Origin of the sequence: Oscillatoria sp. HE19RPO, assembly GCF_024220515.1 — a bacterium.
Taxonomy (GTDB): domain Bacteria; phylum Cyanobacteriota; class Cyanobacteriia; order Cyanobacteriales; family Laspinemataceae; genus Laspinema.
The window spans coordinates 26,238-45,334 of the sequence record NZ_JAMXOT010000050.1 but is presented as its reverse complement, the minus strand read 5'-3'; the positions used below and the strand labels follow the sequence as shown (position 1 = coordinate 45,334).

Genomic DNA, 19,097 nt, shown 5'->3' with positions numbered 1-19,097 from the left:
GGATCAACAGTTGAGGCGAATCAGGGGTGCTAAAATCCCGGCACTGGCACCGGCAGTGACTTGGAATGCGGCACCGGAAGTAATACTTGCGGCACCCCCACTGGTCAAACTTACCGAACCCCCGGCAGTGCCACTTAGGGACCCGGCAGCTTGCAGACCCAAGGAACCCCCCGCTTGAACATTCAGCGAGGCCCCGGCTTTAATCCCAACTTGGACCGCTGACTGCACATTAACTTGAGTTGCGCCACTAATGTCAACTTTCAGGGGTGATTTAATCTCGATTCCTGTTTTTCCCAACACTTCGACTTTTAAGCCATCAATTTTAATCCCCGAATTGGATATTTCAATACGATTCGCGCCCACTTTCAGCACGATTTTAGTGGTGCCGGTGAGCTGAATTTCTCCCGCATCGACTTTGAGGGTGCGGGTTTTTCCCGAACTCCCGGTTTTCACGTTCATGTCTCCGACGGAGGTGACATCTATTTTTTTGCTGCCATTATCATCCATTAAGACGGTATGACCGCTATTGGTTTTGGCTTCGAGTTTTTTGTTTTTATCATCTAACAACAGATAATGAGAACCGCTGGTTTTCATTTCTATCTTTTTGTCTGTATCGTTCAGATGCAGTTTATGTTTATTTCCGTCAACGGTTTCGATATAAATTCCTTTTTTACTGCTGCCTTTATCTTCTTCGACAAATTGCAATTTATGACCGAGACGAGTTTTAATCGTTCTGAGACGCACTTTTCCATTGGCGACGGATTCGGCCACTTTTTCCGGGGGTTTATCTTTGCCATTCCAGACACCGCCAATGATATAAGGTCGATGAATATCTCCATGTTCAAAGGCAACCAGCACTTCGTCGTTGATTTCGGGTAAGCAGTCAAATCCGCGATCGGGTCCGCCCCCGATCGCCACCACCCGCGCCCAATTACTTTCATGTTCTTCTGTCAGGGTAGGAAATTTCACCCGCACTCGTCCTAACCCATCCGGGTCGTTATTATTAGATACCACTCCCACCATCATGGTTTGTCCCGGTTCTAGTCGAGTTTCCGGTGCGACGGTGGTGGCAATATCATCCGCCCGCAATCCTCGGACACTAAATTCCGTGGTATAAATGCCATCTTGATAAAGGTGACGGGCTTCGGTAATGTAGTATTTGCCGCTATATTTTCCCATGTCGGCAAATTGGACCAGTTTGCCGGTGCGGATGTCGGGATTGCCTTCGGCAACAGCATCAGCTTGGACAAATTCTCCGCCTAATTCGTTGCACAAAGATTGGGCGATCGTATCGGCTTCTTTATTACTAAAAACAGGTTTATCCACAACTATCATCGTGGCTTTGGAGGGTTTACCATTGAAGGCAGAACTGGTTTTCTTCCCCTCTTGATATTGGGTGCTGGTTAATACCTTGGCAGACTCAGCCTTAGAAACAATCGCTTTTTTTTGTTTATAATCCCACCCGCGCACTTCCACTGCACTCACTTGTTCGCTACTGGAAACTCGCACTCTAAAACTATGGATATCCTGCAACCATTTTAACTCCAAGGTACTGCCTGCTTTGGGTTTTCTAAAATTAAGTTTTCCATCTTGAACAAACAGTTCAAATCCATTGCGGGTTGCTCGTTCCCGCAGAAATTCCATGTTGGTTTGGTTTTCTTGAAACACATAATCATGGGGAGAACCACTAGAATCAATAGTCCCACCGGAGATTCCCACTTCTCCAATCACTTTCTTGAGAATATCCGTATCGCTCATATTTTGAAAAGACCGATTATATCTCCCCCGATGCAGCCGATGACCCACGTCATACCCGCGAATCAGCATGGTAGCTTCTGAGGTTTCGGTAAAGCTACATTCAATGGAGGTAATCTCTCCTTTAAACAGGCTGGCAGTGGTTTTCCCTTGGGAAAATTCCTGGGCTTCAGTGGTACTAGAACTAAACCCAATTTCGATGGATTTACCAATGGCAAATAATTTTTCATGTCCCCAGGGGTCTCCGGTCCCGGGGAAGTAGTCATTATTAATCATCAGGGTAAACATTCCCGGCTGATGAAGGCTTTCTTCTACGGAGATTTCTATAATATCTGCCCTTAATTGTTCAGACGCCTCGGTTCCATCTATTTTTAAGCTAGGTTGAGCTAAGTAAGAGATTGCTGTCATGGTTCTTAATGTAATTTTGGTATAAATTTCTGATGATAATGAATCAATGAAAAGAGCTATTCAGTTCTAATCAACCGATTCTCCCCCATCCTTATAACGGTAGGTTTTTTACGAGGTAATTTTTTCAAGTTTTGGTTGTTCATAGCCCTCCCCTTGGCAAGGGGAGGGTTGGGTGGGGTCCTCTTCTCCTTGGATGATAAGAAAGAGGTTTAATCCTTTACTTAATCAGGGTTCCATTGCAAATCCGGCTATCAAAAGTCGTGTTTTTGCGAACTGGGTGGACCCCACCCTAACCCTCCCCTTGCCAAGGGGAGGGGACCGGAAATAAAAACCTACTCTTGTAAGTCTCACCCATCCTCCCCATCTTCCCCATCCTCCCCATCCTCCCCTACTTCCCATCAGGGTTCTATTGCAAATCCGGCTATCAAAAGTGGTGTTTTTGCGAACTGGGTGGACCCCACCCTAACCCTCCCCTTGCCAAGGCTATGCGTTACTCGCATCTTTCTTAACAATTGATGAGCATTCGCTCAACCCTTATGCTCTCGTTACCTCTTGTCAATAAATTAGGTTGATTCTCAACAAGCCCTCAGTTAAGATTTGTGAAGCCAATGGCGAAAACCCTTGACTGGCAAGGCTTAGAGAATGTTAAGAAATATGTGAGTAACGCATAGCCTTGCCAAGGGGAGGGGACCGGAAATAAAAACCTACTCTTGTAAGTCTCTTCCATCTCCCCTACTTCCCAGTTGCCTTATCCACTTCAGTTAGGGTCAAATCCACTCGCGCTTGTACGGGAGTGCCATCGGGTAAAAAGCGGGTTAATCGATAGCTGAGTCGGGTGACGAAACAGCGCATATATTGTTGTTGTCCCCAGGCAAAAATATAGGTGGGAGGACGTTTTTTGGCGGCAGTTCCTTTGGTGGCAAAACTGACCGCTTGTTTGAGCAGATTGATAGAGGGGAGGATGCTGGTGCCGGTTTCGTAGGTGTCAAAGATGATGTTACTAATGGTGAGGGTGCAAGGTTCGGGATGGGCAAAGCTGACTTTGGATAATCCGGAACTGGTCCGCGCACCTCGACTGGGATTGACGCTAATAGAGTGGTCGAATACCAGTTCGGTGGGGTTGAACATGAATTCGATGGTGTCGCTTTCTTGGGAAATTAGTTTTGCTTTTTCGAGTTTCCCGGAGGCAACGTTGTTACCAGGCATGGCGGTTTTTCCTTATTATGAATACGGCATTAAATACTACATTTACCAGGGCGATCGCCGAGAATACCGACCCCCATTCCGTTCGCGATCAATGGTTAGGCGCTGTTTAATCAAATCGTAAACTTTTCGGGCTAAAATCTCTAAGTTTTCCGGTTCCGGTGTGGGTCCATATCCCAGGGCGGTGATGGTGACTTCTCGACTTCTAGGATCGGAATAGTCGGGGGGATTTTGGGCAGGGACGGGGGACCGATCGCCTTTGGGTTCTGGAGGGGTCTCTCGTTGTACTCCCCAGGGGGTTAACACAAATTCCCCATCGGTATCGATTTGGGCGGTTTGGGTGAGTAAGTCTTCCAAATTCGTCCAAGCGGTTGGCATGGAGTCGGTTGTAGCAGCGATTCCCACATCTAAGGGAGGACTATTGAAGGGGGTTAAGGCGGACAGTTGAGCAAAATTTGCGGGAATCTCTTCTAAGGAGAGGGTGAGGGGGAGTTGAGGGGAGGGATTTGCAGACAGGGTACGTTGGGTTTGCCGATCGCCGATGGAATGCCACTGTCCCAAGGGTTGTCCTGCTTTGGTGGCGATCGCAATTTTGTCTAAAACCCGATCGGACCTCTCCCCCCTGCCCCCCTCCCCTAAGAGGGAAGGGGGAAATACATCTCTTTCTCCCCCTTCCCTCAGAGGGAAGGGGGCTGGGGGGTTAGGTCTCTTTTCCTCTGTGAGGGAAGGGGGAAATAAATCTCTTTCTCCCCCTTCCCTGTTAGGGAAGGGGGCTGGGGGGTTAGGTCTCTTTTCAAAATTGAGATACTCCCCTTCCTCCTCACCGGATGCGATCGCCAGTTCTAACTCAAAACTCGTTAAAGATTCCCGGGCAATGGATTTTAAAAATTGCGGTTCAAAAGGTTTTTGTCCCAGGGGTTGATGGGGCAAAAAAGGCTTGTTAATTCCCAGAGGTTTCAACCCCGCAAGGCGACTGCGATCGCCCGGTTCCTCCCCATAATTCTCCACAGCTTCTACCATCATTTACCCCCTAAATAAAGAACCCACCAGCACCCCTGCCACTCGGGTGAATTTTACCACCGCCACCGAGAGCATTGCCACTGCCACCAGGGTTCGTATCCACCGAAACATTTAACCCTTCATAAGCCAAAGATAACTCTTCAATGGCTACCGTTGCCGCATCTGCCCTTAATGCCGGTGCTCTCCAGGCAACGGGAACCGCCCCGACTAGGGTCCAACATTGAATCGTTTCTCCGGCGGTATTAAATAGTAAAATATTAATATTCCGACGCTGGGGACTCGCGGCATTATCCGGACTGATTTTGGTCAGCATTCGCGATGCCCAACCCCAAAAGGCGGCATCATTGGTTAGCCCTCGTTTGAGGGTGACTTCTGAAAATTGGGTGTTTCCCAGGATAATTCGCTGTTGGTTGTTGACTCCCCCTTCAAAATAGGTGTCATAGTTAACCGTCACGCTCAACCCCGAACATTCGCTAAAACAAGCGGAGATGGAGTTAGTTTCCTGCATCTCCACATAAAAGCGATTGGCTGCAATATAATTCAGTCCGTGGGTTTCCGTCTGATTTTGTTTCGTCATGAATTAATGACTCCCCTTTGATTTGGTGACACATTGAGGCCCCAAAACTATAGCTCAGTTTAGGGTTGTTGGAGGGTTGTGGATACTAGACAAAGGTCGAACTTCACCCTTTTCCCTAGACTAATTTGGATTAGAAGAAATTGTAGGGTGGGCAATGCCCACCTTTCTGTGTTGGTGGGCATTGCCCACCCTACTCCTTCATCCTTTTTTTTATGGAACTCCCGAGGGCGCAGATTCTCGGTAAATTGGAATGAGTCCCGCGCGATCGAGTAGGTTTTGAACTTCTAAGGTGGTGATAATTTCGGCAAATTTTTCTCCGACGGAGGGGAGACGATTGTCCCGGGGATAAATCACCGCCAAAGAATAGGCTAAGGGATAGTGATTTTGGGAAAAAGCGGTCACATTCGGGCGATAACTGCCTTTATTATTACACAAGTCGGTGAGGGGAGAAATCGGTTGGTTATCCAGATTTCTAACTAAGGGAGAAACTGGAGGTTGGTTTCCCTGACTTAAGGCGAGGGGATAAACGGAACATTGTCCAAAGACTTTACTCAAGGTGGCAAATCCAATACTACCGATATTTCTATCCTCAAAATCTCGGATGACGGTTCGCAGCATATTGAAGGTAGACAGTGGGGTAATTGTGGCTGGAATTCTGACTAAACTATCCCCGGTAGTTTGGGCTCTCAGGAGGTTGTGAAATTCAGCGATCGCCCGTTCATCTTTGAGCACGCGCTGTTCAAAGATTCGCAAAGCTTCTTCTTCATTAGGAATATAGAGTTTGACGGGCAGATTAGGACCGCCTACTTCTTGCCAATTGGTAATTTTTCCCGTATAAAGTTGCCGTAATTGCTCGAAAGTAATGCTCCCATTTAACCGTTGGGGGAGGCCATTTTCTCGCCGAGAATAGCTGAAGGAAACGAAAACGACAATGCCATCGTAGGCAAATTCTCGATAGCCAATTTGAGTATGAATTAAATTATCGTAGGCGGTGCGAGCATTGGCTAAATTGGTAATAGCAAAGTCCGTTTCTCCGGATAAAACCTTGGCGATCGCCTCGGTTGAAGAGGGTTCGGGTACATAGCGAAAGGTGTATTTCGGGGGTTCGCTGGGGTCTTCGGGTTGGAGGCGTTGTTGCAAGTCTTGCTCTAATGTTCTGCCCGGGGCAATTAAATTCGGTTGCTGGAGGACATAACTCCAAGTGCCATTTACTGATGCGGTATAAGTAAACTTTCCCAGGGGAATACTGGCTACTTTGTCAATACAACAAACCGGGTCTTTTGCCATAGCTTTTTGCTGCCGAGTCACCATTGCCCACCAAATTAACAGGGCCAGTAATAGTAAACCCAAAATCCCCAATAAAAAGGCTAAAATTCGGGTGCGTTGACGGCGTTTTTTTTCAAGGGTTTTCACAATAACTGTTTCCGGTGTTCCCGAGGGAATCACGCTGCCATCGCCGATCCACCATTCCCCGGATAATTTTAGCAGGGTTTGCCGCGCCACTTGAGCGGTTTCAAATTTTTGAGTTCCCAGTCCAATTAAGTTTAAAATAAAGTCTTTCAGTCCAAGGTGAACGCCCAAAGGCCAATCGTCCTCTATCCTGGGGTCGAGTTCCTGTTCCGTTTGCGGGTTGAAGGTGTGGCCAACTAATAGATAAAAGGCAATATATCCTAAGGCTTTTAAATCTTGTCCGGGAGATGAATAAGTAGAGTCAGACAACAGGGCTTGACCAAAATTTTCCCAGAGAGCTAAATCGCATAAGTAAATAAAAAATCCTTGAACATTGGGGACAAAAATTAGGCTATCTAAACTGAGGTTTCCATGAATAATTCCCTGTTTCAGCGCACCGGAACGCAGACGAAATTTCTGCTCATGGAGAAACTCTAAGCTTTGTAATACTTGGTCGAGAACTTGGCGGACTTGGGGGCTAGTAAAGGGTCCGGTTTCTAAGAGGTAGCTGGACAGGGTGGGGAAAGCGTCGATTTGACCTTTGGTGACGAGATAGCAGCGTTCTTCTCGTAAGGGGGCGACTGCCTCCCAGGGGGAAATCAGCCGCTGGTCCTGGATGCGACCATCGGCTAAATTAATCCCACCGACTAACCGAAATAAGTCTTTGCGCTGGCGAATTTCTTCGGAGTTAAAATAGCGTTTGGGTAAGACATATTCTTTGAGGATGACGGGTTGGCGATCGCTGAGTTGGATCGCTTCATACAGCCGTCCCATTCCGCGATGGCGCAGCAATTTTTCAATTTGGTAAGTTCCGCGATCGCCTCGAATTTTGGTTTCCGGTGCTAAGGGAACCGGAAACCCACATTGTCTGCAATATTTGGCTTGGGATTTTGCCTCCAGGGTCTGTTGAGCCACTTCGCAGCTTAAAGGATTTCCTCGGACACAATCATACTTTGAATACAGGGGTTGAACCAGTTGAATAACCTCTGGTACTGTCCCTATTTCAATTTCTGGGGCGAGTTGCTGCGACTGTTTCTCACTATTTTGGTTTTGACGAAATCTTCCCGGCAGCTTAAATTTTAATTCCGGCAGTTTGGGGGGTTTAATTTTTAAGTTTTGCTGGGCGAAGGGAATCACCCATTGAAATCGAGCGGGGACAAATCGGAACAGGCGATTCTTCATGCCCATTTTCACGGAGGAACCCCGCATGATGATGCGACTGATTTCTCGGCTACCCGCTTCCTGGGCTAATTTTTTGCCAACTTCTTTAGACATAATCTGGTTATTTTTTAAAAGTTGTTTTAGAATTTAAGGGAATGTTTCAGTTGACCGCCTGATAGTGAATGTTTGGAGGAATCTCAAATGGCGCTCCCGGAAGTTGTTCGATTATTTAGAGCAGTTCAAGCCGATCCTTCCCTTAAAGAAAAATATAATTCTGCTCCCAGTTTAGAGAAATTAGTCGCGATGGCTCGTCAAGATGGATATGATTTTACAACGGAGGAATGGATGGAAGCGACCCAGTTTAAGGTCGAAGAACTAGAGTCAAAGTTATCGGAAATTCCGGGCATTTAACCCCCGCAAAGTAAACTGGCACGGCATTGCCTGGGCTGGGCTTAAACGGGCTTGCCATCCACTTTGACCTGACCCTGGTCACATTCGAGATAAAGGTCGGAGCCTAGGGGGGCAAAGGTAATCCCAAATTTGGCAAAATCAAATTCGGCAGCTTTGGCACTGGCAATCAGGGCATTTCGCAAGGTATTTAAGGCGGTTGTATATTGCGTAACTTCTTCCCCGGTTTGACCTTCTAATTTGCGCCGATTGCGGTCTGAAATTAGCCGGTTGACTTCCATTTGGATCTGTTGAACATGACCGTCTAATCCCCCAGGGGTGCGGAACAAATCCGCGACTCGTTCCCGCTTGAGGGTTTCTAACCAGCGGGTGGGTTCGATGTAGGGGTCACTGATATTATGGCGATCGTCTATTTGCGCCTGTCTATCTTTGCCTTTTCGCTGAAGGGTTGTATCCGGTGCAGCCTTGACGGTTAATTCCTCCTCGGGAGTTTGAGCAGTGGCTGGGGTTGAGTGTTCTTCGTCTTCCTGGAGTTGCAGGGTCTCAGGAGTGGCGGTTGCCTGGGTATCGGGCTGGATTAACTCGGCTTCGGGTTCGTCGCGATCGCCTCCCTGACGCTGAATCGTGGGTTGGACCCCCGGAGTTGCCGATTCCTCTGGTGGAAAGATATCAATATTGGCAAAGTTGAAACCCTGACGCTTTTTCCCCTCGGATTCGGCTTGGACCCCCGGCGTCTGTTCCGGGGATGCTTCCGTCGGTGAGGGGAAAGGACGCGACTCAAATTGACCCTCTACTGTAGAGGCTTGGGGATATTTTTTCTTACTTTTGCGCTGAACTAGGGTTCTGATTTTTTTCATAAAGACTCCTCCTGGGGCGAGCAAAAACCGGCACCCTCAAGGGTGGGGGTTTTTATAAACCTCTGAGTAACGTATTCCGTATAAGATGGAATCCACTTATTTTACGGGACTCGGTTGGGGAGTCACATTCGACTTATGGCTAGTTATCCCAACCGTTACCGGGTGACTGGCGGTGGCGGGGGTGGCGGTGGCGGAAGGGTTGGCGCTGTGGGGGTAGGCGCAGGTTCAGCAGTGGGTTCAGCCGCCGGTTCAGGTGTCGGTTCAGGTGGGGGTTCAGCCGCCGGTTCAGCCACCGGTTCAGCTGGGGGACAACCGATTTCCGAAACAGAACCATCGGGCATGATGGCGCGACAGAGGGAGGCGTCAATCAGGATGGTATTCCGGAGTTTGGCGTCGGTTAAGTCGGCGCGTTCGAGGTTGGCCCCTTCGAGGTTGGCGGTGGAGAGGTCCGCTTCGGTGAAATCGCAGAGATAAAGATTGGCTTTGGGGAGAGAGGCCCCAACGAGGTTCACGAAGTTGAATTCGGCATCAGCGGCGATCGCCCCATATAAATCCGCATCCCTTAAGTTAGCTTCATGCAAAATTGCACCACTGAGGTTGGTGACGATTAAAGAGGCCCTGCTGAGATTGGCCCCAATCAGGTTGGCATCGAGGAGAGAGGCCCCGTTAAGATTGGCCCCGTTCAGATTGGCCCCGCTGAGATTGGCCCCGTTCAGATTGGCCCCGCTGAGGTTGACGCCGGTGAGGTTGGCCCCGCTGAGGTTGATGCCGCTGAGTTCGCAGTTGCGACAGTCTCGGGTATTGAAGAGTTGTTGCAGGTGCTGGGGGTTCTCAGCAAGCAGGGGAATTGCGCTGGTTACCCAGAAGGCGATCGCCAGTAGGATTTGTTTCATGAATGCCTCAAGCTTGGCTATTCTATTGTCATTGTCTCCCCTGGGTTTTCCCATTGGCTATTCTAACTAAATAGAAGAAATCCAGGGAGGAAAGGGGGTTGACACCAGACTCCAGGGGTTGAGAGGGTCCAAGGTTGCCATCTATCTGGAGGGGGAGATTGATAAAAGATTGCCAAAAGTTGCCCTCCTTTATGGTGATTTGCCCTACGATTAACTGCATCTCCGGTCCCCTCCCCTTGGCAAGGGGAGGGTTAGGGTGGGGTCCCCGTGACGTGGTTTGCGCCACAGCACGAGCAATGCTTGGTGCGAGTGTCACTATCAGCTTGTAGTTTGAAAAAAGGAGACTAAATAAATGGCTTACTTTTATTCATTGCGGGGTTGGTTGGAACTCGAAGCAGAACAGTTTGAACAGGCGATCTCTTTGGTAAAGTTACTCCAACTGAGTCATAAACAAGATCCAAAAGCTGGACTATCTTTACAGGGTTGGTGTTGGGGCGAATCCCCGGTTAATTGGACTCGGTATTTATTTTAGGGTGCGGATGTCACTGCTGAAGGTTTAGAGTTGTTCCAGGATAATTTGTTCAAACTTCTGGCAATGGATTTAAACTTGTCCGGTTATTTTCACGCTCAAGGGGAAGACGGTGAGAAAACGATAATTTATCGGGTGATTGACAATCAAGTTTACCAGGAAGAAAGCCGGATTTTGATGGGAATCCAGTAGAGAAAGAAAAGGCGCTCTATAACATCGCGCCTAAATGTAGAGGCGATTCGCGAATCGCCTCTACATTTAGGGTCTGCCTGCCCCAAATGAGTAAGTTTTGATTTAATCAGAGGACAACTCAATGGTACTTACATTGGATGCCACAAATTTGGTGTTAAAAGATGTACATCGTTTGTTGAATCTGCAAAGACGGCTTAATGACTCTTTCACCTCATTGCTCTCTTTGCAACCTGTGACAGAATCCGAACAGAAGGCTTTGTCAGAAATTCGCCAAACTTTTGAAAGTTACTATGAAGCGGGGAAAATTTTAGAGGGCCAAATTCAATTTTTATTCATTTCTCCGTTAATGTGGCTGTCTGGGTTTCACCATCCTCAGATTAAAATTAGTCTGGAAGTGGGAATCGCTGATATTGATATCGAAGATGCTGAGACCAAAATTAAGGGTCGGATGGATATTCTAGCCGCGACTCGGAGTCGAGAAGAGGCAACCGTTACTGCTTTATGGGTCATGTTAATTGAATCAAAAAATAGCAGCATTGATGCTTCAGAAGGATTAGCACAGTTACTCACTTATGCTTACACAGGGTTAACTCATCAAGATGCGGTTTGGGGAGTCACCACGAATGGCATGGATTATCAATTCGTGTGGGTTCAAAAAGGTGAACCTCCCACCTATCAACTCTTTCCCAAGCTAAGTTTACTCTATCCAGAACAGTCTATTCAGTTATTGCAGGTAATGAAGGCAATTTGTCAGGAGCATCTTGACACTTGATGTTGGGACAAGGCATTGAAGGGTCCTTCATTTGATTTTGTTGACTTAGGCATGATTAGGCAGGTCCTAGTAACGAGTTATGAGATTCTCTACCTATAGGGTTAGGTCATAGACTGGCTATTTATGCTAATTTGAGGTTAAAGCATAATGCTGCTGTGAACATCATTATTAAATTAGTGCTTAAATGAGTCTAAGGCAAATTGAATTATTTTTACCGAAAGCGAGTGCTGACAAAGTAGAAGGCTTGCTGGAAAACCAGTCGGTTGAGGCGATTTGGCAGAGTCCGATTTCTGAAGAGAAGACTTTGGTTAAAATTATCCTGTCTTCTCAACAAGCAGAAGAGGCGATCGATACTCTATCTTCTCATTTCTCCTCCTTAGAGGATTTTCGGATTATTCTCCTGCCGGTTAGTGCCTATTTACCTCATTCCTCGGAGTCGGAATCATCGGAGGAAGAAGATAAGAATCCCTTGCCCGAGGTGGAATTAGACCCCCAGGGGTCGCGGCTGAATCGGCAAGAACTTCAGCAACAAATTGACCGAGATTTAGAGTTAAATATTCAGCATATTGTCATGCTGTTAATCTCGGCAATTATTGCGGCGATCGGCTTATTGCGAAATGATTCGACGATTATTATTGGAGCAATGGTCATTGCGCCTTTATTGGGTCCGAATATGGGGTTATCCCTGGCAACGACTTTGGGAGATATGTCCTTGGCTAAAAAAGCCTTACAAATTGGGGCCTTTGGAATTTCTCTGGCCCTCGCTTTATCTTTATTGATTGGATTTTTTATTCCCATTAATCTGGATATTACCGAAATTGCTTTAAGAACTCGGGTCCGGTGGTCCGATGTTTTGTTAGCATTAGCGTCGGGAATTGCCGGTGCATTGTCGTTTACTTCGGGGACGATTAGTGGACTGGTGGGGGTGATGGTTTCTGTGGCTTTGCTGCCGCCTTTGGTGACGTTTGGGCTGTTGCTAGGTTCGGGACGGTGGGAGGCTGCTGTTGGGGCGATGTTGCTATTTTTTACGAATTTAGTTTGTTTGAATTTAGCCGGGGTTTTGACCTTTTCGGTACAAGATATTCGTCCAGGGGAATGGTGGTTGGCTTCTAAGGCTCAAAAAGCGACGAATGCCGCTTATTTTCTCTGGTTTGGTTTGTTGTTTGTGGTAATTACCAGTATTGTGTTTTGGAGAAGAACCCATTGGGTTTAACGGTGTCTAACCCAGTAAAATTAGGGAAAAAATAGACTGTTTCCATTTTTGTAATATATCTTTGTGTTCTGGGCAACAAATTAAGATTTGTTGCTCAGGCGGTTGTGAAGTTGCTGAGTCTTATAGAATAAAAGTATCTTCATCAAGACAAATAGTAGAAAAGGTCTTGAATCTGATGCTTGAAAAAATTTCAGGAAATTAACCCTGTATTCTATTCAGTGACCTATCATGCATACCTTAATTTCTGAACCGCTACAACTCCCTATTCCTGAGTTATCCAACCCAGAAGACCTGCTGAATACGTTACTCAAACTCCGTGAAACAGTTCAGGATGAGGGTCGAGAACTGTTTGAACAATGGCGTCCGGGAATTCAAAGACGGTCATTTCTAATTAGTGGGTTGAATTTTGCCTATTATTTAGCCTTGCGAAGGCAGGATTTACGGGATTTACAAATGGCGTTAACTCCCTGGGGATTATCCTCCCTCGGACGCAGTGAGGCGCGGGTTTTGCCGAATTTAGAGGCAGCGATCGCCACCTTAGGGGCGGTTTGTAATCATGACCCCGCAACTTTACCGAAACGCCCTCCCTTACGGGCATTCTTCCGGGGCGATCGCATCCTCAATTACCGCGCCCGCGCCGTCTTTGGTTCCCCCTCCCCCAGTCGCCGCGTCCGAATTATGGTCACTCTCCCCACGGAAGCTGCGGAAAATTATGAATTAGTCCGAGATTTACTCACTCAAGGCGCGAATTGTCTGCGGATTAATTGCGCCCATGATACCCCCGTGGAATGGGAAAAGATGCTGGGTTTCATTCGTCGTGCCGAAGCAGAAACCGGCTATTCTTGCAAAGTTTATTTTGATTTAAGCGGTCCCAAAATTCGCACGGGCAAGTTAATCACATCGGATAAAAAAAAGCGTTTGTTTCTAGGCGATCGCTTTGTTTTATCAGGCAATAAACCCAAATCCCACAAGGGAATGCCCAGTATTAGCTGTACCTTACCCGAGGCAATTTCGGCCTTGAAAGAAGGTGATCCAGTCTGGATTGATGATGGCAAACTTGGCGCGATCGTTGACTCGATTCTGCCTGATGACGTTTTGCTGCGAGTCACCCACACCCGTCCTAAAGGAGAAAAACTCAAAACCGATAAAGGCATTAATTTTCCCGAGACGGTTTTCCCCTTAAGTTCCCTCACTCAGAAAGATTTACAAGATTTGGATTTTGTCGCCAAACACGCGGATATTGTCGGCTATTCTTTTGTGCAAACTGCCGAAGATATGCGGCGATTACAAGAGGAGTTAAGATTGCGATCGCCCGAAAAAGCCCGCACTTTGGCGATCGTTGCCAAAATCGAAACCCAAGAAGCCGTCCGAAATCTCCCGGAATTAATCGTTCAAGGGGCCAGTAAACAACCCTTTGGCGTCATGATTGCCCGAGGGGATTTAGCGGTAGAGCTCGGTTTTCAACGGTTAGCCGAAATTCAGGAGGAAATTCTCTGGTTATGTGAAGCGGCACAAGTTCCGGTGATTTGGGCAACCCAAGTGCTCGAAAGCCTTGCCAAAACTGGGATTCCCTCTCGGGCGGAAATGACCGATGCGGCAATGGCGGAACGCGCGGAATGCGTGATGCTGAATAAAGGGCCGTTTATTTTAGAGGCAGTGCAGATTTTAGATGATGTCTTGACGCGGATGCAGGCGCATCAGTCGAAGAAAACCCCTCAACTCCGGGCATTGCGATCGTGGTAAGGGTCCCTCCTCGGTAAAGTAGCCTCTGGTTCATCGAGGAATGGGTTCATGAACAGACTGATACTCAAATCCGGAGTTCAAAAGTCATCTTGAGCCCGCGCAGGCGGGCTTTGTCCGTATAGCCCCACCCTTTAGGGTGCGGGTTTTTTATTGAAAATCCAAAAAAAAACGCCCACTGGGTGAGTGGGCGTTGCCATCAGGGTGCATCTACTCCATTTAATATAGCAGTGAGGGGTGATACCCCGCAAGTAGATTTACAAATCTTTACAATAAATCTGGGAAGGGGAATTTGTAGTCAATTACACTGCTGCAATTTTAAAAATGGGAGATAAAAAAAACGCCCACTGGGTGAGTGGGCGTTGCCATCAGGGTGCATCTACTCCATTTAATATAGCAGTGAGGGGTGATACCCCGCAAGTAGATTTACAAATCTTTACAATAAATCCTAAACTCTTTGCAAATGCGGGTTTTGCTGGCCCTCCCCAAGATACCGGGGAGGTTCGTGGATCCAGCATGAGCCGGATCAATGGCCCCAGGGGTCAAAAGGTGAAAGGGGCAAGGGAGTCCCAGTTGCTGATTCACACCAATGGGTGAGTGGAGTTTTCAGCCGAGAAGTCAGGGCAATGTTAACAGCATCAGGCTCGATTTTCTCCGTAAAAACCCTGAGATTTTTTTCGCTGATTAAACATTAAATTTTCAGGGAATTGTCCCCGAAAGAGTTACAATTAAAACGAGGAAAAATTTAGGCGGTTTAATCTCAGCAGCCTCATTCATGGGTTGTCTTGCCCAACAGTGAGGAGAGTTTAAGGTAGAAACCGGACTGCACAGCCCCGCCAAATCATCATGGGGCGCAGACAGGTACACAGTTCCCAGAGGAACATTAAGGGTGAGGACAACCATCCCCAATTGGGGTGATGAACAGACCCCGATCGCAGGAGTTAAGGCGATCGCCCGTCTGGGATGAGGCTTCATCCTGGGGAGTTCCCAGACTGGGTGGGATGAAGAAAAGCATTGCTTGGGCTTGCGGATTATTCGGTCTTCAAATCGGTGAGATTTGTCGAGTTTTTCCTGGCATTACTTAGGAATAATTAGCAACAACTACGATGAATAAGACAGGGTACTCTTGGTTGATAGTTCGGGGAATTTTAATTTGCTTCATTGCCCTGATTATTGCGTTTCCCTCTCAATTATTTTTGCCTCAGACTGACAGTTGGGGTGACTTAGAGTCTCAACCGAATGAACCGGGCTGGATTAAGAAAAAGGGGCGGGTCAATTCGGGGTTTAAATTTGGATTTAATCTGAAAAAACAGGGGAAGAGGATGATAGATTTCAAAGGCTATGGGATTTTTCCCTTGGCGATCGCCCCAATTCCCCGGATTCATGAAACTAAAGAAGATAGTCTGGGTATGAGATGGAATTTTTTGAAGCAAACCATTAATGCCACGCGACAACTGTTATGGAATTTCTCCAAAGCCTTACAAAAGGTAATGGAAAAACAATGGATCGAGGAAATTGTCCCGATTCCTAAAAAATAGAGGACTTTGGTGGGGACCAAAATCCTCTGAAAAACCGTTTTATACTCAATCCGGTTGCCAAAAACTTATTTTCTCTGGATGTTGACCCTGGGAAAGCCGGGTTGATTCCTGTCCCTGCATTTTTCAATTGCTCGGCTGTAGGGATACTCTAATAGGTCCCGCTGGCGATCGCCGAATTAGCCATTTTTACCAAATCTTCAGGCTTTCCAGCTTTAATTCCCATCTGATAGCGCGTGCCATTTTGGTCCCAAGTCATCGTCGAATCTGAGCAGTTTGCACCACAAACTGCATCTATAAAATAGCCGGTGATGCCATCATCTAACGGGACCGCTTTCCCTTCTAACTCCGGACTACTTGCTAAAAGAGATTCTCCAGAAACGCTGCCAAATCGACAAGCAGTCCCTCCGGTACAGTCCGGCGTAAATCCGAGAATCAGCGCATATTGAGAAGCCGTTACTGTCTCAATATTGCCATAGAGTTGGGTAGCACCATCGGACCCAAAAATATAATCTGGCAAAAGAATTGGAATCTCAGTTTCTTGTTTAATTTGCGGCAGAATTGGCTCAAAAATTGGATTAGGAATAGGCGCTTGGGAAACCGGAGGATTCTGGGGTACAGAGGGAACGGAAGGATTTGTAGGACCATTCCCCGGGGGAGCATTCACCTCAGTTGTGGGACTGGTGGCACAAGCGGATAACACTAAGAAACTTAGGCAAAGAACTGTTTTAAGGTTTAGCATCGTTAAGAGTGGAGGGGTAAACAATGAGGAGAAGCAGACTGGGATGCCAAGGGTTAGATTATAACCCACAGGCGAGGGGAACTGGATAAAATTACAGATTCACCAACCCCGCACCCAGTGTCGTCTCCTTTCTCTGTCTACAAAAAAAATTCACACTCTCCGTTGAATTTTGCAATCAAAATCCGGATTTACAAAAATCAACCTTTAAAAATCAAACTCTGCCGACATAATAAATGGCACAAATTGCTTAATTTGTGCTGATGTCCGCTACAAAAACGCTCGATGATTCCGGCTTGTTCAAAATTACTGAGTAATCGAGTAATCGTGACTCGGGAAGACCCGATGGTATCGGCAAAATCCTGATGAGTCATCCGTAAATTGATTAATGTTCCTTGATTGTTGCCCAGGGGATGACCAAATTCTGCGGACAGCCATTCCAATAAACTTAAAAAGCGATCCGTAACAGAAAGTTGATGAATGATGCTGAGAAATTTTTCACTTTTCCAAGCCTGACCTAACAAGGCTTGTTGCAAATAAAGATGAGGACCGATTTGGCTAACCTCGACGGGGGTTAAACATTCCAGTTGATATGGGTTCATTTGAGATAACGGTTTACCGACAATATCTCCCTCTCCCCAAAAGCCTAATGTGATGACTTTCCCTTCCTCATTCCAGGTCATAGAACGGACTACTCCGGTTTCAATTTTCCAGATTATGTCGGGTTTTAATGGCAATATTTCTTTACTTTTGAACCGTTCGCTTAGGGCGATTGTCCGCGTCAGTGACGGTAGAGAAAGTTGAGAGTCCATCAGTCGAAGGGGACTGGCAACGGATGTATTTGTGCTCATGTTGGTTCCTCGGTGATAAAGGGGTAACCGGGCAATTTAGGGTGGCCTGTAATTTAGAGTGAGTGGCGGTAAAGTTAGGGGAATTATGTCCATTATTTAATCCACTTGGTTTTCCCCGGTGGTTTAATCCATTCCGGTTAGGTCAATGGACGATATAATCCAAGTTGATAGCTTGGTTTGGGGACAGTTCACCTTGTGTTAATAAGCGATTAATCGTGGGGGAAACGGGCATGGTTTGGCGACAATCTGGACAATACCAATACAACCCATTTCGATTGATAGATCTCAGCATTTTTCCCGAACAACAAGGACAGTTCATATTAAGTTGAGGGGTAAAGGCATTTGTATTGAGTTGAGTGAGGAGGGAGCATCTCAATTTGGCAAAGAGACCTAACCCCCCAGCCCCCTTCCCTAAGAGGGAAGGGGGAGCAAGACGTATAAATTCCCCTTTGAGGTTAAATTGAGATGCTCCCAGTGAGGACTCCTTGGGTGGATCCATAAATCCAGGAGAGTCAGGGAGCTTCTACTTGCAAGTTATTCTCAATTAATAATAGGAGAGTTTGATAGCATTTGTCAATGTTAATTCATGAAATTTTGTGAAGAGGCCCCAAATTTTCTAGTAAAGTCCCTAGATTGCCGGGTAGTTTAGGGAAAATTGGGACAAAAAAGCCCCTAAATCCGTCATTAGCTCTATTCATTGATATAACTTTTGAGAGATTTATCGATTTTAAGACCAATTTGATGACTCCATTAATCAATAAAGATTAGCAATAAGGGTGTTCCAACAAATAAATCATCCAAATCCCGATGGTTAAGCACCTAACAAGACTGTATTAGCCCGCGCAGGCGGGCTTTGTCCGTGTAGCCCCAGGGCTTCAGCCTGCGGGTTTTTTGGGTATTTTATTTTTTGGAGTTCCCTAAGTAAGATGGGGAGAGAAGACAGGCCCCACCCCGAGGGGATGGGGGCAATCTGAATTATCGGGATTGGAATCCCTTCTGAACTCCGTAGTGAACGGTTTTAAATTGCAGGCGATCGCCTCCGGGATGATAGAGGGTGTAAGTCGCCTGACCCGGAATCCGTCCCACACTGCCGACCCCGATCGCCTGTCGGGGAGGGGTATGAGTCACCGTTGCCGATTCTGCTGCATCTAAAGTGGCGATCGCATCCCGAAGAGAACCCCCTTCAATCTGATACTGAAAACTCAATCCAGACCGACCACAAAACAGATAATTCGCCCCCATCCTCATCAGACGGTCCAGAACTTTCATCGGCGGTGTTTCCGGCGTAATTTCATCATCCACACTCACCGTTGTGCCATGAATCAGCAAACAGTCCAACTCAAAAAAACCAAAATCTAAACCACTAATCCATTGAACCGTTTCCCGGGAAACCGAATCCCACAAAACCTTAGTCGTTTTCATCCCATATTGTTCTATCAACTGAGTCGGTTTTCCCGTCCGTCCGAGTCCATGCAAAATCAGACATTGTTCCTCCCACCATCCTTGACAGACCTGCGCTTCCAGTTCCCCCGGGCGCGGATTCCTAATCCGATGCACCAACTTTTCCGACTCCGGAGTTGGTCCAACTACATCCCCTAAAATATAAAGCGCTTCCAGGGACAACTTAGACCGTTTTAAATCCTGAATCACCGCTTCGTATGCCTGTAAATTTCCTTCAATCCCGCTGAGAATTGCCCAATATGCCATCTTGACTGCTGAACTTACTAAAACATCAACAAACCCTTAAAGTTCCTATCTCTGTCTCGACTCATTCAGAGAAAAATCCACAAACATT

20 protein-coding genes are annotated in these 19,097 nt (G+C 46.9%); 7 read left to right on the top strand and 13 right to left on the bottom strand.

Annotation, left to right across the window (positions count from 1 at the left end):
* Positions 1-3: 3 nt before the first annotated feature.
* The 5 genes from NG833_RS05790 to NG833_RS05770 form a co-directional block, all read right to left on the bottom strand.
* Positions 4-2,163, bottom strand: a complete 2,160-nt coding sequence (locus NG833_RS05790; RefSeq protein WP_254564358.1) for a VgrG-related protein — start codon at positions 2,161-2,163, stop codon at positions 4-6.
* Between the two features lie 732 nt (positions 2,164-2,895).
* Complete coding sequence (locus NG833_RS05785; RefSeq protein WP_254564357.1) at positions 2,896-3,369, bottom strand: phage tail protein; 474 nt, start codon at positions 3,367-3,369, stop codon at positions 2,896-2,898.
* A 42-nt stretch (positions 3,370-3,411) separates the two neighbouring features.
* On the bottom strand, positions 3,412-4,389 hold the full coding sequence (locus NG833_RS05780) for a hypothetical protein (RefSeq protein WP_254564356.1): 978 nt from the start codon (positions 4,387-4,389) through the stop codon (positions 3,412-3,414).
* 7 nt (positions 4,390-4,396) lie between these two features.
* A complete protein-coding gene (locus NG833_RS05775; RefSeq protein WP_254564355.1) occupies positions 4,397-4,963 on the bottom strand; it encodes a phage tail protein in 567 nt (188 codons plus the stop codon).
* 210 nt (positions 4,964-5,173) lie between these two features.
* Entirely contained in the window at positions 5,174-7,687 is a 2,514-nt protein-coding gene (locus NG833_RS05770; protein ID WP_254564354.1) for a substrate-binding domain-containing protein, read from the bottom strand.
* 87 nt (positions 7,688-7,774) lie between these two features.
* Here NG833_RS05770 and NG833_RS05765 point away from each other — a divergent pair, with 87 nt between their 5' ends.
* Positions 7,775-7,984: a Nif11-like leader peptide family natural product precursor gene (locus NG833_RS05765; protein ID WP_254564353.1), complete on the top strand. Its 210-nt coding sequence runs from the start codon at positions 7,775-7,777 to the stop codon at positions 7,982-7,984.
* Between the two features lie 41 nt (positions 7,985-8,025).
* Here the strand turns inward: NG833_RS05765 and NG833_RS05760 are convergent, their stop codons facing one another.
* The 3 genes from NG833_RS05760 to NG833_RS05750 form a co-directional block, all read right to left on the bottom strand.
* Positions 8,026-8,838, bottom strand: coding sequence for a hypothetical protein (locus NG833_RS05760; RefSeq protein WP_254564352.1), 813 nt, complete (start codon positions 8,836-8,838; stop codon positions 8,026-8,028).
* 155 nt (positions 8,839-8,993) lie between these two features.
* Positions 8,994-9,731 (bottom strand): pentapeptide repeat-containing protein, encoded by a 738-nt coding sequence (locus NG833_RS05755; RefSeq protein WP_254564351.1) that lies wholly within the window; start codon positions 9,729-9,731, stop codon positions 8,994-8,996.
* A gap of 28 nt (positions 9,732-9,759) precedes the next feature.
* Complete coding sequence (locus tag NG833_RS05750; protein ID WP_254564350.1) at positions 9,760-10,047, bottom strand: hypothetical protein; 288 nt, start codon at positions 10,045-10,047, stop codon at positions 9,760-9,762.
* Positions 10,048-10,083: 36 nt separating this feature from the next.
* Between NG833_RS05750 and NG833_RS05745 the strand changes: the two genes are divergently transcribed.
* The 5 genes from NG833_RS05745 (at position 10,084) to NG833_RS05730 (ending at position 14,180) form a co-directional block, all read left to right on the top strand.
* Positions 10,084-10,263, top strand: a complete 180-nt coding sequence (locus NG833_RS05745) for a hypothetical protein (protein ID WP_254564349.1) — start codon at positions 10,084-10,086, stop codon at positions 10,261-10,263.
* Between the two features lie 63 nt (positions 10,264-10,326).
* The gene (locus NG833_RS30335; protein ID WP_256555835.1) at positions 10,327-10,452 is read left to right on the top strand and encodes a hypothetical protein; all 126 of its coding nucleotides are present in this window, start codon (positions 10,327-10,329) and stop codon (positions 10,450-10,452) included.
* 121 nt (positions 10,453-10,573) lie between these two features.
* Entirely contained in the window at positions 10,574-11,224 is a 651-nt protein-coding gene (locus tag NG833_RS05740; RefSeq protein WP_254564348.1) for a restriction endonuclease subunit R, read from the top strand.
* Positions 11,225-11,408: 184 nt separating this feature from the next.
* Complete coding sequence (locus tag NG833_RS05735) at positions 11,409-12,437, top strand: TIGR00341 family protein (protein WP_254564347.1); 1,029 nt, start codon at positions 11,409-11,411, stop codon at positions 12,435-12,437.
* Between the two features lie 228 nt (positions 12,438-12,665).
* A complete protein-coding gene (locus NG833_RS05730; protein WP_254564346.1) occupies positions 12,666-14,180 on the top strand; it encodes a pyruvate kinase in 1,515 nt (504 codons plus the stop codon).
* 696 nt (positions 14,181-14,876) lie between these two features.
* Here NG833_RS05730 and NG833_RS05725 read toward each other — a convergent pair.
* Positions 14,877-15,152: a hypothetical protein gene (locus NG833_RS05725; protein WP_254564345.1), complete on the bottom strand. Its 276-nt coding sequence runs from the start codon at positions 15,150-15,152 to the stop codon at positions 14,877-14,879.
* 131 nt (positions 15,153-15,283) lie between these two features.
* On the opposite strand from NG833_RS05725, the gene NG833_RS05720 reads away from it, so the two are divergent.
* On the top strand, positions 15,284-15,715 hold the full coding sequence (locus tag NG833_RS05720; RefSeq protein ID WP_254564344.1) for a hypothetical protein: 432 nt from the start codon (positions 15,284-15,286) through the stop codon (positions 15,713-15,715).
* A gap of 148 nt (positions 15,716-15,863) precedes the next feature.
* Here the strand turns inward: NG833_RS05720 and NG833_RS05715 are convergent, their stop codons facing one another.
* The 4 genes from NG833_RS05715 to NG833_RS05700 all read right to left on the bottom strand — a co-directional run bounded on the left by NG833_RS05715 (position 15,864) and on the right by NG833_RS05700 (position 19,009).
* Positions 15,864-16,454 carry a hypothetical protein gene (locus NG833_RS05715; protein ID WP_254564343.1) on the bottom strand — a complete coding sequence of 197 codons (591 nt, stop codon included), beginning with the start codon at positions 16,452-16,454 and terminating at the stop codon, positions 15,864-15,866.
* Positions 16,455-16,651: 197 nt separating this feature from the next.
* Positions 16,652-17,302: a Crp/Fnr family transcriptional regulator gene (locus NG833_RS05710; protein WP_254564342.1), complete on the bottom strand. Its 651-nt coding sequence runs from the start codon at positions 17,300-17,302 to the stop codon at positions 16,652-16,654.
* 142 nt (positions 17,303-17,444) lie between these two features.
* Positions 17,445-17,594, bottom strand: a complete 150-nt coding sequence (locus NG833_RS05705; RefSeq protein WP_254564341.1) for a thioredoxin family protein — start codon at positions 17,592-17,594, stop codon at positions 17,445-17,447.
* 683 nt (positions 17,595-18,277) lie between these two features.
* Entirely contained in the window at positions 18,278-19,009 is a 732-nt protein-coding gene (locus tag NG833_RS05700; RefSeq protein ID WP_254564340.1) for a metallophosphatase, read from the bottom strand.
* Between the last annotated feature and the right edge of the window lie 88 nt (positions 19,010-19,097).